The 14112-nt window shown below is 67.7% G+C and carries 14 protein-coding genes; 3 read left to right on the top strand and 11 right to left on the bottom strand.

The genetic code is table 11. The annotated features are described in order from the left end of the window. The first annotated feature begins 77 nt into the window (after positions 1-77). The 3 genes from ABZ906_RS26615 to ABZ906_RS26605 all read left to right on the top strand — a co-directional run bounded on the left by ABZ906_RS26615 (position 78) and on the right by ABZ906_RS26605 (position 3975). Positions 78-1301, top strand: a complete 1224-nt coding sequence (locus tag ABZ906_RS26615) for a histidine kinase (protein ID WP_361386619.1) — start codon at positions 78-80, stop codon at positions 1299-1301. Beyond that, positions 1298-1954 carry a response regulator transcription factor gene (locus ABZ906_RS26610; RefSeq protein ID WP_361181405.1) on the top strand — a complete coding sequence of 219 codons (657 nt, stop codon included), beginning with the start codon at positions 1298-1300 and terminating at the stop codon, positions 1952-1954. The genes ABZ906_RS26615 and ABZ906_RS26610 overlap by 4 nt, the downstream gene beginning before the upstream one ends. A gap of 182 nt (positions 1955-2136) precedes the next feature. Then, a complete protein-coding gene (locus tag ABZ906_RS26605; RefSeq protein ID WP_361386616.1) occupies positions 2137-3975 on the top strand; it encodes a glycoside hydrolase family 18 chitinase in 1839 nt (612 codons plus the stop codon). 152 nt (positions 3976-4127) lie between these two features. Here the strand turns inward: ABZ906_RS26605 and ABZ906_RS26600 are convergent, their stop codons facing one another. From ABZ906_RS26600 to ABZ906_RS26550, 11 genes are all read right to left on the bottom strand, one after another. Further along, positions 4128-4577 carry a DUF2550 domain-containing protein gene (locus tag ABZ906_RS26600; RefSeq protein ID WP_361181409.1) on the bottom strand — a complete coding sequence of 150 codons (450 nt, stop codon included), beginning with the start codon at positions 4575-4577 and terminating at the stop codon, positions 4128-4130. Positions 4578-4706: 129 nt separating this feature from the next. Further along, a complete protein-coding gene (locus tag ABZ906_RS26595) occupies positions 4707-5081 on the bottom strand; it encodes a F0F1 ATP synthase subunit epsilon (protein ID WP_160507238.1) in 375 nt (124 codons plus the stop codon). Positions 5082-5190: 109 nt separating this feature from the next. After that, on the bottom strand, positions 5191-6633 hold the full coding sequence (atpD, locus tag ABZ906_RS26590) for a F0F1 ATP synthase subunit beta (RefSeq protein ID WP_361181411.1): 1443 nt from the start codon (positions 6631-6633) through the stop codon (positions 5191-5193). Further along, on the bottom strand, positions 6633-7550 hold the full coding sequence (locus tag ABZ906_RS26585) for a F0F1 ATP synthase subunit gamma (RefSeq protein ID WP_361386613.1): 918 nt from the start codon (positions 7548-7550) through the stop codon (positions 6633-6635). Before ABZ906_RS26585 ends, atpD begins: the two co-directional genes overlap by 1 nt. A 20-nt stretch (positions 7551-7570) precedes the next feature. Beyond that, positions 7571-9169: a F0F1 ATP synthase subunit alpha gene (gene atpA, locus ABZ906_RS26580; RefSeq protein WP_361181415.1), complete on the bottom strand. Its 1599-nt coding sequence runs from the start codon at positions 9167-9169 to the stop codon at positions 7571-7573. Positions 9170-9296: 127 nt separating this feature from the next. Further along, a complete protein-coding gene (locus ABZ906_RS26575; RefSeq protein WP_361181417.1) occupies positions 9297-10118 on the bottom strand; it encodes a F0F1 ATP synthase subunit delta in 822 nt (273 codons plus the stop codon). After that, the gene (locus ABZ906_RS26570) at positions 10115-10663 is read right to left on the bottom strand and encodes a F0F1 ATP synthase subunit B (protein WP_361181419.1); all 549 of its coding nucleotides are present in this window, start codon (positions 10661-10663) and stop codon (positions 10115-10117) included. Before ABZ906_RS26570 ends, ABZ906_RS26575 begins: the two co-directional genes overlap by 4 nt. Before the next feature lie 36 nt (positions 10664-10699). Next, positions 10700-10939 (bottom strand): ATP synthase F0 subunit C, encoded by a 240-nt coding sequence (gene atpE / locus ABZ906_RS26565; RefSeq protein ID WP_361181421.1) that lies wholly within the window; start codon positions 10937-10939, stop codon positions 10700-10702. 79 nt (positions 10940-11018) lie between these two features. Continuing rightward, positions 11019-11789, bottom strand: a complete 771-nt coding sequence (gene atpB / locus ABZ906_RS26560) for a F0F1 ATP synthase subunit A (protein ID WP_361181423.1) — start codon at positions 11787-11789, stop codon at positions 11019-11021. A 276-nt stretch (positions 11790-12065) separates the two neighbouring features. Then, complete coding sequence (locus ABZ906_RS26555) at positions 12066-12503, bottom strand: hypothetical protein (RefSeq protein WP_361181425.1); 438 nt, start codon at positions 12501-12503, stop codon at positions 12066-12068. Between the two features lie 261 nt (positions 12504-12764). Next, on the bottom strand, positions 12765-14099 hold the full coding sequence (locus tag ABZ906_RS26550) for an MraY family glycosyltransferase (protein WP_361386610.1): 1335 nt from the start codon (positions 14097-14099) through the stop codon (positions 12765-12767). Between the last annotated feature and the right edge of the window lie 13 nt (positions 14100-14112).

Below are 14112 nucleotides of genomic sequence, written 5' to 3'. Positions count from 1 at the left end.
ACTGCATCCTTCGATGTAGCGGGGACTTCCTCCCTCCGGATCACGCACTGCCCCGGCGCGCCGTGTTGGATGGACGCATGGTCTTGTCCCTCCCCCGCCCGCACCGCGTCGACGTACAGATCGCCGTGGGCAGCGTGCTCGCCGGGCTCGCCCTGTGGGGGCTCGGCCTCCACATGCAGACGGACCGGCCGCTCGGCACCGCCTGGGCCCTGATCCCGCTCTTCGTCCTCGCCTGCCTTGAGCTGCTGCGCAGGAGCAGACCGCAGACCGCGCTGGTCATCGGCACCGTCGCCCTGGTCGCCGATCAGTTCACCGCGGGCAATCTGGCGTCGGTCATGATGTTCACCGACATCATGTACGCGGCCGTCGTGTACGGGACTCCCGCCGCCGCCCGGCGTATCCCCGTCACCACAGGGCTGATCACGGTGGCGGCGACGATCGGCTTCCTGGCCTGGCTGCGCGAGCCGGAGGCCATCCTCATCGGAGTCGTCACCGGCCTGGTCTCCTTCGCCCCCGCGACCACCGGCGTCCTCGTACGCACCCACCGCGAGGCCGCCGGCACCGCCCGCCTGCGGGCCGAACAGACCGCGCTGCTCGCCGAGATGGACCGCGTGCAGGCCATCACCGCCGAGCGCGCCCGGATGGCCCGCGAACTGCACGACATGGTCGCCAACCATCTCTCGGCGATCGCCATCCACTCCACGGCCGCGCTCTCCCTGGACGACCCGAAGACCACCAAGGACGCGCTCTCCGTCATCCGCGAGAACAGCGTCGAGGGACTTGCCGAGATGCGCCGCCTCATCGGCATCCTCCGTGACCCGAGCGACGACGGAGTGCCGACGGCCTCACCCACCCTGGACGGTCTCGGCTCCCTGATCGGCAACGCGCGTACCAATGGTCTGGACGTCACGCTCGACGACACCCGGCCCCCGGACAGCTCCAAGCTCCCCGCCCCGGTGGAGCTCGCGGCGTACCGCATCATCCAGGAGTCCCTGACCAACGCCCTGAAGCACGCGTCGCCCGGCCTGGTGACGGTCACGCTCACCCAGCTGCGGCGCGCCCTCGAAGTGCGCGTGACCAGCCCGTACGGCTCCCCGTCCGGCCCGCGCGCGCCGGGCTCCGGAGCGGGCCTCGTCGGCATGCGCGAGCGCACCGAACTGCTCGGCGGCACCTTCGAGTCAGGGCCCGAGAGCAGTGCCGAATCCGGCGCCGGAGACGACCGGAAGGTGTGGAGCGTCCACGCGACCCTGCCCGTCGACGTCTCGGACCTCGACCCCATCGACGAAGGAGTGACCGAATGATCCGCGTGCTCGTCGCCGAGGACCAGTCCGCCGTACGGGCGGGTCTCGTCCTGATCCTGCGCAGTGCGCCGGACATCGAGGTGGTCGGCGAGGCGTCGGACGGCGAGCAGGCGGTGGCGCTCGCCCGTGAACTCCGTCCGGACCTGGTGCTCATGGACATCCAGATGCCGCGGCTCGACGGGGTCTCCGCGACGCGTCAGGTCGTCGCCGACGGTCTCTCGGACGTGCTCGTCCTGACCACCTTCGACCTCGACGAGTATGTGTTCGGGGCGCTGCGCGCGGGCGCCTCCGGGTTCCTCCTGAAGAACACCGAGGCCAAGGACCTGCTTGAGGCGGTCCGTACGGTCGGGCGCGGCGAGGGCCTGATCGCCCCGGCCGTCACCCGGCGTCTGATCGCCGAGTTCGCGGCCCCGAAGACCGTGCGGCCCGTCCGCCGCGAGAACGGCCCCGATCCCGCCATCCTCGACACCCTCACCCGCCGCGAGCGCGAGGTGCTCGCGTGCCTCGGCGAAGGCCTCTCGAACGCCGAGATCGCGGTCCGGCTGACCATGGCGGAGGCGACGGTGAAGACCCACGTCAGCCGACTGCTCGGCAAGCTGGAACTGCGCAGCCGGGTGCAAGCCGCGGTGCTCGCCCAGGAGTTGGGTGTATGAGCCCGGCTCCGGCGGGCCGGACGGGCGCGATCCGGCCAATGGTTCAGACCTCTTGACCGCTGGTCCAGACCTTTCTATTCTCACCGCACTGCGGTGAGCACTCCCCCCACGTGTTCCTGGTGCTCACGGGCGGCGCAGGGTTCCACCCCTATGACCCCCCGGACACACCCGAGGAGCACACCTTGCGCTTCAGACACAGAGCCGTGGCAGGCCTCACCACCCTGCTGCTCCCGCTCGCCACCCTGGTCGCACTCGGCGGCAGCGCCGAAGCCGCACCGGAAGCCGCCCCCGCGGCCACCGCCACGTACGCCAAGACCCAGGACTGGGGCAGCGGCTTCGAAGGCAAGTGGACCGTCAAGAACACCGGAACCACCTCCATAAGCTCCTGGAACGTCGAGTGGGACTTCCCCTCCGGCACGAAGGTGACCTCCGCCTGGGACGCCACCGTCACCAACTCCGGCAACCACTGGACCGCCAAGAACCTCGGCTGGAACGGGACGCTCGCCCCCGGCGCCTCGGTCTCCTTCGGGTTCAACGGCTCGGGCCCCGGCTCCCCCTCCAACTGCACGCTCAACGGCGCCAGCTGTGACGGCGGCAGCGTCCCCGGCGACGAGGCACCCTCGGCACCCGGCACCCCCACCGCCTCCGACATCACCGACACCTCGGTGAAGCTCGCCTGGAAGGCGGCCACCGACGACAAGGGCGTCAAGAACTACGACGTGCTGCGCGACGGCTCCAAGGTCGCCACCGTCACCGGTACCTCGTACGCCGACAGCGGCCTGACCGCGGGCACCGACTACTCGTACACGGTCCAGGCCCGCGACACCGCCGACCAGACGGGACCGGCCTCCGGCGCCGTCAAGGTCCACACGACGGGCGGCGGCACCGACCCGGGCCCCGGCCCCGGTGACAAGGTCAAGCTCGGTTACTTCACCCAGTGGGGCGTCTACGGCCGCAACTACCACGTGAAGAACATCGACACCTCGGCCTCCGCCTCCAAGATCACGCACATCAACTACGCCTTCGGCAACGTCCAGGGCGGCAAGTGCACCATCGGCGACGCCTACGCCGACTACGACAAGGCCTACACCGCCGACCAGTCCGTCGACGGCAAGGCCGACACCTGGGACCAGCCCCTGCGCGGCAACTTCAACCAGCTGCGCAAGCTCAAGGCCAAGCACCCGAACCTCAAGGTCCTGTGGTCCTTCGGCGGCTGGACCTGGTCCGGCGGCTTCACCGACGCCATGAAGAACCCGGCCGCCTTCGCCAAGTCCTGCCACGACCTGGTGGAGGACCCGCGCTGGGCCGACGTCTTCGACGGCATCGACCTGGACTGGGAGTACCCCAACGCCTGCGGCCTGACCTGTGACACCAGCGGCCCGGCGTCGATGAAGAACATGATGCAGGCGTTCCGCTCCGAGTTCGGCAAGGACGCCCTGGTCACCGCCGCGATCACCGCCGACGGCTCCAACGGCGGCAAGATCGACGCGGCCGACTACGGCGGCGCCTCGCAGTACGCCGACTGGTTCAACGTCATGACGTACGACTTCTTCGGCGCGTGGGCGGCCAAGGGCCCGACGGCCCCGCACTCCCCGCTCACCTCCTACTCCGGCATCCCGCAGGAGGGCTTCAACTCCGCGGACGCGATCACGAAGCTCAAGGCGAAGGGCGTTCCCGCCGCCAAGCTGCTGCTCGGCATCGGCTTCTACGGCCGCGGCTGGACGGGCGTCACCCAGAAGGAGCCGGGCGGCACCGCGACCGGCGCGGCGCAGGGCACGTACGAGGCGGGCATCGAGGACTACAAGGTCCTGAAGAACTCCTGCCCCGCCAACGGCACCATCGCCGGCACGGCCTACGCCCACTGCGGCAACAACTGGTGGTCTTACGACACCCCGGCGACGGTCAAGAGCAAGATGGCCTGGTCGAAGCAGCAGGGCCTGGGAGGCGCGTTCTTCTGGGAGTTCAGTGGTGACACCACCAACGGCGAGCTCGTGTCTGCCATTAATGACGGACTCAAGTAACCGGGATAGTCCCGCATAGACGAAGCCGGGGAGAACGGGTACGCCCCCTGTTCTCCCCGGCTTCTCGCTGTTCTTTTTCCGCGGGCCGGATGTGGCTGGTCGCGCCCACGCGGCGGAGCCGCACATGTCACAGCCCCGCGCCCCTGTCGGGGCTAGGCCACGTTGACTCGCTGCCCCGGAGGCGCCGCCTCCAGCCACGCCAAGAAGCCCGTCAGCGCGTCCTCGCCCATCGCGAGCTCAAGGCGGACGCCGCGGTGCAGGCAGCCGAGGACGATCGCGTCGGAGAGCAGTGCGAGTTCCTCCTCGCCGTCCGGCGCGCGCCGGTCCACGACCTCGATGGCCGAACGCTCCAGGACCCGCCGCGGGCGGGGAGCGTACGAGAAGACGCGGTACCACTCGATCCGGTCGCCGTTGTAGCGCGCGACCCCGTACCCCCAGCCTTTGCCGGAGGTCTCGCCCTTCTCCGGGGCGTTCCAGCGCAGGCTGCAGTCGAAGGTGCCGCCGGACCGCTGGATGAGCCGGCGGCGCAGTCCGAAGACGAAGAGCCCCACCAACACCAGAACGACCAACACGAGTCCGCACACGAGCAGAGTGAGGATCATCGGCACCGACCTCCTCGCCTCTTCGAAACGGACCAACAGAATTGCACCCGCACTGCCTCAGCCGCGACCCGGTCCGGATTACTCCGGACCTGGCCGCGGCTGAGTCACGTCAACGCCGTCGCGCAGGTTTCAGCGCGACGAAACCGCCCGCAGTCGGACGTCCGCGCGACGCTCGGCGGAGGCGTCGGCCTCCGACTTCGCGCGCTCGAGCGCCCGCTCCGCACGCTGTACATCGATCTCGTCCGACAGCTCGACGATCTCAGCAAGCAGTGACAGCTTGTTGTCCGCGAAGGAGATGAATCCTCCGTGGACGGCAGCGACGACAGTGTTGCCGTCACTCGTACGAATGGTCACCGGGCCCGATTCCAGCACACCGAGCAGCGGCTGGTGACCGGGCATGACGCCGATGTCGCCGGACGTGGTGCGCGCGACGACCAGGGTGGCCTCGCCGGACCAGACACTGCGGTCCGCGGCGACCAGCTCGACATGCAGCTCAGCAGCCAAGGGTGGCTCCTCGGGTCACCACCCGACGACTTCGCCGGGTGTTGGGTCAAATTCTAGTGGGCGTATCAGGAGGGGTGGGACTCGCCCACCCCTCCCGTGAGTCACGGACTCAGGAGACGCCGAGCTCCTTGGCCTTCGCCTTGAGGTCCTCGACGCCACCGCACATGAAGAACGCCTGCTCGGGGAAGTGGTCGTACTCGCCGTCGATGATCGCGTTGAACGCGGCGATCGACTCGTCGAGCGGCACGTCCGAACCGTCGAGACCGGTGAACTGCTTGGCCGCGTGGGTGTTCTGCGACAGGAAGCGCTCGACGCGGCGGGCACGCTGGACGACCAGCTTGTCCTCCTCGCTGAGCTCGTCGATGCCGAGAATCGCGATGATGTCCTGGAGGTCCTTGTACTTCTGCAGGATTCCCTTGACGCGCATGGCGGCGTCGTAGTGGTCCTGCGCGATGTAGCGGGGGTCCAGGATGCGGGACGTCGAGTCCAGCGGGTCCACCGCCGGGTAGATGCCCTTCTCCGAGATCGGACGCGACAGCACGGTCGTCGCGTCGAGGTGCGCGAAGGTCGTGGCCGGGGCCGGGTCGGTCAGGTCGTCCGCGGGCACGTAGATCGCCTGCATCGAGGTGATCGAGTGACCACGCGTCGAGGTGATGCGCTCCTGGAGGAGGCCCATCTCGTCGGCCAGGTTCGGCTGGTAACCCACCGCGGAGGGCATACGGCCGAGCAGGGTCGAGACCTCGGAACCGGCCTGCGTGAAGCGGAAGATGTTGTCGATGAAGAACAGCACGTCCTGCTTCTGCACATCGCGGAAGTACTCCGCCATGGTCAGACCGGCCAGGGCGACGCGCAGACGCGTGCCCGGCGGCTCGTCCATCTGGCCGAAGACCAGGGCGGTCTTGTCCAGAACGCCCGACTCTTCCATCTCGTCGATGAGGTCGTTGCCCTCACGGGTGCGCTCGCCGACACCGGCGAACACGGAAACGCCCTCGTGCAGCTTGGCCACACGCATGATCATTTCCTGGATGAGGACGGTCTTGCCGACGCCCGCTCCACCGAACAGACCGATCTTTCCACCCTTGACGTACGGGGTGAGAAGGTCGACGACCTTCAGGCCGGTCTCGAACATCTCGGTCTTCGACTCGAGCTGGTCGAAGTCGGGCGCCTTGCGGTGGATCGGCCAGCGCTCGGTGACCTGGGCCTCCGCCTCCGGCTCGTTCAGGATCGCGCCGAGGGTGTTGAACACCTTGCCCTTGGTGATGTCACCGACGGGGACGGTGATGCCCGTGCCCGTGTCGGTCACCGCGGCCTGGCGGACCAGACCGTCGGTGGGCTGCATCGAGATGGCGCGGATGATGCCGTCGCCGAGGTGCTGGGCGACCTCGAGCGTCAGCGTCTTCTTCTCGCCGTCCTTGGCCGGGTCGGCCACCTCGACGTGAAGGGCGTTGTAGATGTCCGGCATCGCGTCGACGGGGAACTCCACGTCGACGACCGGGCCGATCACCCGGGCGACGCGGCCCGTGGCAACGGCCGTATCAACAGTGGTCGTCATTACTTGTCACTCCCCGCAGAAGCGTCGGCCAGGGCGCTGGCGCCACCGACGATCTCGCTGATTTCCTGGGTGATTTCGGCCTGTCGGGCCGCGTTGGCAGAACGGGTGAGGGCGTTGATCAGGTCACCCGCGTTGTCGGTCGCCGACTTCATCGCGCGGCGCGTGGCGGCGTGCTTGGAAGCAGCCGACTGGAGCAGCGCGTTGTAGATACGGCTCTCGACGTAGCGCGGCAGGAGGGCGTCCAGGACGTCCTCCGCCGACGGCTCGAAGTCGTACAGCGGGCGGGCCTCGTCCGTCTTGCCCGCCTCCTCCGCGACCTTGTCGAGGCTCAGCGGGAGCAGCCGGTCACCGGCTGCTTCCTGCGTCATCATCGAGATGAACTCGGTGTAGACGATGTGGAGTTCGTCCACGCCGCCCTCGGCCGTTTCCTTCTCGATGGCCTCGATCAGGGGCGCGGCGATCTCCTTGGCGTCCGCGTAGGAAGGGGCATCCGTGAAGCCCGTCCACTGCCCGGCGATCTTCCGCTCACGGAAGTTGTAGTGCGCGATGCCACGGCGGCCGACGATGTACGTGTCGACCTCCCTGCCCGCGTCCTGCAACTGCTTGGTGAGCTTCTCCGCGGCCTTGATGGCGTTGGAGTTGAAGGCGCCGGCCAGACCGCGGTCGCTCGAGAGGAGCAGGACAGCGGCCCGGGTCGGTGCCTCGGCCTCGGTGGTCAGCGGGTGCTTGTCGTTGGCACCCGTGGCCACCGCGGTGACCGCGCGCGTGAGCTCGGTCGCGTACGGAGTGGAGGCGGTCACCTTGCGCTGTGCCTTGACGACACGCGAGGCGGCGATCATCTCCATCGCCTTGGTGATCTTCTTGGTCGCGGTGACGGATTTGATGCGACGCTTGTAGACCCGGAGCTGGGCTCCCATGAGTCAGGTCCCTTCCGTCGTCACTTGGACGCGTCGACGGCAGCCGGAGCGTCCTCGCCGAGCAGCTTGCCGTCCGAGGTCTCGAACTGCTTCTTGAACTCGGCGACGGCGTCGGCAATGGCCGTGATCGTGTCGTCGGACATCTTGCCGCCCTCCTTGATGGAGGTCATCAGGCCCTGCTCCTTGCGGTGCAGGTACTCGAGCAGCTCGCGCTCGAAGCGCCGGATGTCGGCGACCGGTACCTCGTCCATGCGGCCCGTGGTGCCGGCCCAGATGGAGATGACCTGGTCCTCGGTGGCCATCGGCTGGTACTGAGCCTGCTTGAGCAGCTCGACCATGCGCTGACCGCGCTCGAGGGAGGCCTTCGAGGCCGCGTCCAGGTCGGAACCGAAGGCGGCGAACGCCTCGAGCTCACGGAACTGGGCGAGGTCCACGCGCAGACGGCCGGAGACCTGGCGGATCGCCTTGTGCTGGGCGGAGCCACCGACACGGGAGACCGAGATACCGACGTTCAGGGCCGGACGCTGACCGGCGTTGAACAGGTCGGACTCCAGGAAGCACTGGCCGTCGGTGATGGAGATGACGTTGGTCGGAATGAACGCCGACACGTCGTTCGCCTTGGTCTCGACGATCGGGAGACCCGTCATCGAGCCCTTGCCCATCTCGTCCGACAGCTTCGCGCAGCGCTCGAGCAGACGCGAGTGCAGGTAGAAGACGTCACCCGGGTAGGCCTCGCGCCCCGGCGGGCGGCGGAGCAGCAGGGACACGGCGCGGTAGGCGTCGGCCTGCTTCGAGAGGTCGTCGAAGATGATGAGGACGTGCTTGCCCTCGTACATCCACTGCTGGCCGATGGCCGAACCGGTGTAGGGCGCCAGGTACTTGAAGCCCGCCGGGTCGGACGCCGGGGCGGCGACGATGGTCGTGTACTCGAGCGCACCGGCCTCTTCGAGGGCACCGCGCACGGAGGCGATGGTGGAGCCCTTCTGACCGACGGCGACGTAGATGCAGCGCACCTGCTTGTTCACGTCGCCCGAGCGCCAGTTGTCGCGCTGGTTGATGATCGTGTCGACGGCCAGGGCGGTCTTGCCCGTCTGGCGGTCGCCGATGATCAGCTGACGCTGGCCACGGCCGATCGGGGTCATGGCGTCGACGGCCTTGTAGCCGGTCTCCATCGGCTCGTGCACCGACTTGCGGTCCATGACCGTGGGGGCCTGCAGCTCGAGGGCGCGGCGTCCGGACGTCTCGATCTCGCCGAGGCCGTCGATCGGGGCGCCGAGCGGGTCGACGACGCGGCCGAGGTAGCCCTCGCCGACCGCGACCGAAAGGACCTCGCCGGTACGGGTGACCGGCTGGCCCTCTTCGATGCCGCTGAACTCGCCGAGGACGACGGCGCCGATCTCGCGCTCCTCAAGGTTGAGGGCGAGACCGAGGGTGCCGTCCTCGAACTTCAGCAGCTCGTTGGCCATGGCCGAGGGGAGGCCCTCGACCTTCGCGATGCCGTCACCGGCAACGCTGACCGAACCGACCTCCTCGCGCGAGGCCGCGTCCGGCTTGTACGCCTGGACAAAGTTCTCCAGTGCGTCCCGGATCTCCTCCGGCCGGATCGTGAGCTCCGCCATCTGGGTTCCCTGCTCTCCTTGTTGGGCCCGAAGTTTCACTTTGGGGGTCTGGGGACTCCCCCCAAGTAAGAGGTGAATCCTCTGCACGGCCCAACTAGGGCCGTAATTACAACGTTTTGCGTGAGTACTAGCTCGCCATGCGGCGGTGCGCGTCCTCGAGTCGGTCCGCGATGCTGCCGTTGATGATCTCGTCGCCGACCTGCACCGTGATCCCGCCGAGGACCGCGGGGTCCACGTCGAGGTTCAGGTGCATCTGGCGGCCGTAGACCTTCGCCAGGGCGGCACCGAGACGCTCCTTCTGCCGGTCCGAAAGCGGAACGGCCGAAGTGACGACGGCGACCATGCGGTCCCTGCGGTCCGCGGCCAGCTTGGAGAGGGACTCGAGTCCACCTTCCAGGCTACGTCCACGGGGCGCGGTCACAAGGCGCTCGACGAGCCGCTCCGTGACCTCGTGGGCCCGGCCGCCGAGCAGGCTGCGCAGCAGCTCGCCCTTGGCCGCAGCCGAGGCGGCGCGGTCGGTCAGCGCGGACCGGAGCCCGGCGTTCGAGGAGACGATCCGGCCGAACCGGAACAGCTCGTCCTCGACGTCGTCCAGGGCGCCGGACTTCTGCGCACCGGTCAGGTCGGCGAGGTTGGTGAGCTCCTCCAGGGCGTCCACCAGGTCACGCGACTGCGACCAGCGCGAGCGGACCAGGCCGGCCACCAGGTCGGCGGTCTCGCCGCCCACCTGCCCGCCGAGCAGCCGCCCGGCGAGCTCGGCCTTGGCCTCACCGGACTGCGACGGGTCGGTCAGGACCCGGCGCAGCGAGACCTCGCGGTTGAACAGCGCGGTGACCGAGGCCAGCTCGTCCGCGAGGCGCTTGGCGTCGACCGACGTGTTGTCGGTCAGCGCGTCAAGACGCTCGCGCGCGGCGGCCAGGGCCTCGCGGCTGGCTCCGTGGGCTGTCATCGAGCAGCCTCGGCCTTCTCCTCGAGGTCATCGAGGAAACGGTCGATGGTGCGGCTCTGCCGTGCGGAGTCCTCGAGGGACTCTCCGACGAGCTTGCCGGCCAGGTCGGTGGCCAGCTGGCCCACGTCCTGACGCAGCGACTGCGCGGCGGCCTTGCGGTCGGCGGCGAGCTGCGCGTGGCCTGCGGCCACGATCTCCTCGCGCTGACGCTGGCCTTCGGCGCGCATCTCGGCGATGAGCTGGGCGCCCTGCTCCTGCGCCTCCTGGCGCAGACGCGCGGCCTCGTGCCGGGCCTCGGCGAGCTGAGCCTTGTACTGCTCGAGCACGCTCTGGGCCTCGGTCTGAGCGGCCTCAGCCTTCTCAATACCGCCTTCGATCGACTCGCGACGCTCTTCCAGAACCTTGTTGATGTTCGGGAGGAGCTTCTTCCAGAAGAAGAAGAAGACGATGGCGAAGGCAAGTGCGCCGACGAGCAGCTCGGGGCCGGGCGGGATCAGCGGGTTCTGCTTCTCCTCGGCCGCCAGCTGCACCAGGTTGGCGATCACATCAGTGCCTTTCGTCGAAGTGTCGGTAAGCAGTAATTACTGACCGAACACGAACGGCATAACGATGCCGATGAGGGCGAGCGCCTCACAGAAGGCGAAGCCGAGGATCTGGTTCGAACGGATCAGGCCGGCAGCTTCGGGCTGACGGGCCAGAGCCTCGGTGCCCTTACCGAAAACGATGCCAACACCGATGCCGGGGCCGATCGCGGCGAGACCGTAGCCGATGGAGCCGAGGGAGCCGGAGACGCCTGCGGCGAGTTCGAGGGTCGCGGACATGCCGTTACTTCCTTCTCTTTCATGGACCGGTGGGGGTTGGCCACCGGGCGATCTGGGGGGCTAGAGAGCCGGGCCTTGCTCAGTGGTGCTCGGCGATGGCGCCCTGAATGTAGGTGGCGGAGAGGAGCACGAAGACGTACGCCTGGACCGCCTGGACGAAAAGCTCGAAGAGGATCATGGCGATGGTCATCACGAAGGAGACACCGGCCGCCGGGATCATGAAGCTGTTCAGCAGGTACCAGGAGGCGACGGTGAACATCACCAGCATCAGGTGACCCGCGAACATGTTCGCGAACAGTCGCACCGAGTGCGTGAACGGGCGAACAAGAAGGTTCGAGAAGAACTCGATGAACGACACGAGCCACTTGATCGGGCCGAGCGAGTTGTCGTAGCCGGTGATGTTCTTCCAGCCGCCGACGAAGCCGTGCCTCTTGAAGGTGAGGGGCACCCAGATCAGGTAGACGATCGCGGCGAGAACGACCGGGTACGCGAAGATCGACGAGACCGGGAACTGGGTCAGCGGGATCACGGACCAGATGTTCATGATCCAGATGAAGAAGAACATCGAGACCATCAGGGGGACGTACTTCTCGCCCTCCTTCTTGCCCATCGTCTCGTAGACGATGCCGCGGCGTACGAAGTCGTAGCCGGCCTCACCGATCATCTGCAGCTTGCCCGGGACGACCTTGGCCTTGCCGAACGCCAGATAGAAGAAACTGACCACGACGAGGGTCGTCAGCAGGGCGAGCAGCATGACCTTGTTGAACTCGAACCCGCCGACCGTCGCGATCGGCTTGAAGAGGAACGAGTGCAGGCCAGGAGCCGGGAAGCCACAGCCGTTGTCGGACATGATCCGACAGCTCCAGTCAAAGGCGAGCTCAGTTTGGTCAGCACTCACCGCGGGCTCCTTCGGCGTGACGCATAGGTACGGCAACCTCGTTGTCGTGTCGGCGCGGCGCGCAGCCGCGGTTCGGCACCAGACTGGTGTTTCGGATGTGGGCGCGGCGTTCAGGCATTGAGCCTCGCGATCGTGCAGGCGTCAGCTCAGATGCCCGCGCCGGCAGTGCCGCAGTTGGCACCGGACGATAGCAGCATCTCGAACGCGCATTTATCCCGGCCCTACCGTTCACTTCGACGACCCCGACTTCTCGGGCTTGTCGTGGTTCTCGGGCTCGGGATCAACGTAAAGGATCTTTGCCTTCATGTGCGCACGCGCCTGTGACGCCATCCATACGACGGTCGCCACCACAAGGCCCACGGCGAAGGTCTTGGGGTTGAACAGCGTGGTGTCCTTGAAAAGGGCCACGAAGACGAGAAGCAGCAGGAGTTGAAGGACGTAGAGCAGCAGGCCCATCATCTGGAACAGATGCGGGAGTGCCTTCGCCGTTCGCTGCAGCGCGAACATCCCGAGCCCCATGAAGGCGATGACCACCAGCGTGCCGACGACAGCACCGAGCGCCCCTTTGCCACCCGCGATCACACCACTGACGACGGCGACGATCGCGCCGGCGGCAGCCGTGGGTACAGCGGTCTGGAAAAGAGTTCGGGTGTCTTGAGACGGCATGGCGGCAGCTCCGCTTACTGATGGGGGCAGGGTGTCGTCATGGACGAGCGTAGTCCGGGGTCGAGAGTGTCCCTCGGGCCAATAGACCGTCGCACTACGGTCCTTCGGCTCTATCCCCTGGTTTCGTGAACGGTATCACAAACTATTTGATGAGGTCTTTACCTGGTAGGTGTGCTCGCTGTCACACATGAGAGTTAATCCGCGCGTCTGTGCACTCAGCGAGGCAACTTGTCTGGTAATGGGCAAGTTTGCCGCCCGCCATCAGCTCGACGAACCGGCCTTGCGACGATCCTCGAAGCGCGAGCGGGTGCCAACGGCCGTCGCTCCGTTGACGTCTGAGCCGACCGGAGGACGCTCCTCGTTCTCCCCGTCCGGCTCGTCCGCCGCAGTGGCCCCGTCGGCCGCGGACGCGTCCGCGGCGGCGCCCCTGCGCCGCCGGTAGCGCGGCGGCACGAAGGACTCGGCCCAGTGCGGGACGTGGGGGGTGTAGCGCGGCAGCAGGAGCAGCACCAGGCCCACCGCGCTCAGCGCGACGATCGCGAAGAGGATCCACATGCTGGCCGAGTGAACCGAGTAGGCGACCGTGCCGAAGCCGATGAGCGCCGACCAGAAGTACATGATCAGCACCGCGCGGCTGTGGGAGTGGCCGATCTCCAGGAGGCGGTGGTGGAGGTGGCCGCGGTCGGCGGCGAACGGCGACTTGCCGTTCCACGTACGCCGGACGATCGCGAGGACCAGGTCGGCGAACGGGATGGCGATGATCGTCAGCGGCATCAGGAGCGGGATGAAGACCGGGAGCATCGCGTGCGTGGCATCGCGGGTGCCGCCGAAGTTCAGCTTCAGGGCGTCGCCGTCGATCTGCCCCGTGGCCGAGATCGCACCCGCCGCGAGGACCAGGCCGATCAGCATCGATCCCGAGTCCCCCATGAAGATCCGGGCGGGATGGATGTTGTGCGGCAGGAAGCCCAGGCACATGCCGATCAGGATCGCGGCGAAGAGCGTCGCGGGGGCCGCGGCCTCGATGCCGTAGCCGTACCAGAGGCGGTAGGCGTACAGGAAGAACGCCGCCGCCGCGATGCAGACCATGCCTGCGGCGAGACCGTCGAGGCCGTCCACGAAGTTCACCGCGTTGATGGTGATGACGACGAGCGCGACCGTCAGGAGCGTGCCCTGGCCCTGGTCGAGCAGGACCATGCCGTAGCCGGGCACCGGGATCCACAGGATCGTCAGGCCCTGGAGGACCATGACGCCCGCCGCGATCATCTGGCCGCCCAGCTTGATCAGGGCGTCGATCTCGAACTTGTCGTCGAGGACACCGATCAGCCAGATCAGCGCGGCACCGGAGAGCAGCGCGCGCGGCTCGTTGGAGCGCTCGAAGAGGTCACTCAGATTGGGCAGGTGGTCGGCGACCAGCAGACCGGCGCAGAGCCCGAAGAACATCGCGATACCGCCGAGCCGGGGCGTGGGCTCCCTGTGCACGTCGCGGGCGCGGATCTCCGGCATGGCGCCGGCCACGATCGCGAACTTCCGCACCGGGCCGGTCAGCAAGTAAGTCACCGCGGCCGTGATGCAGAGCGTCAGGAGGTATTCACGCACGGGCTTCCCCACA

Origin of the sequence: Streptomyces sp. NPDC046925 (assembly GCF_040644915.1) — a bacterium.
Lineage (GTDB): Bacteria > Actinomycetota > Actinomycetes > Streptomycetales > Streptomycetaceae > Streptomyces.
Note: the sequence above shows the minus strand (reverse complement) of the source record. Positions and strands in the feature narration are given on the sequence as shown.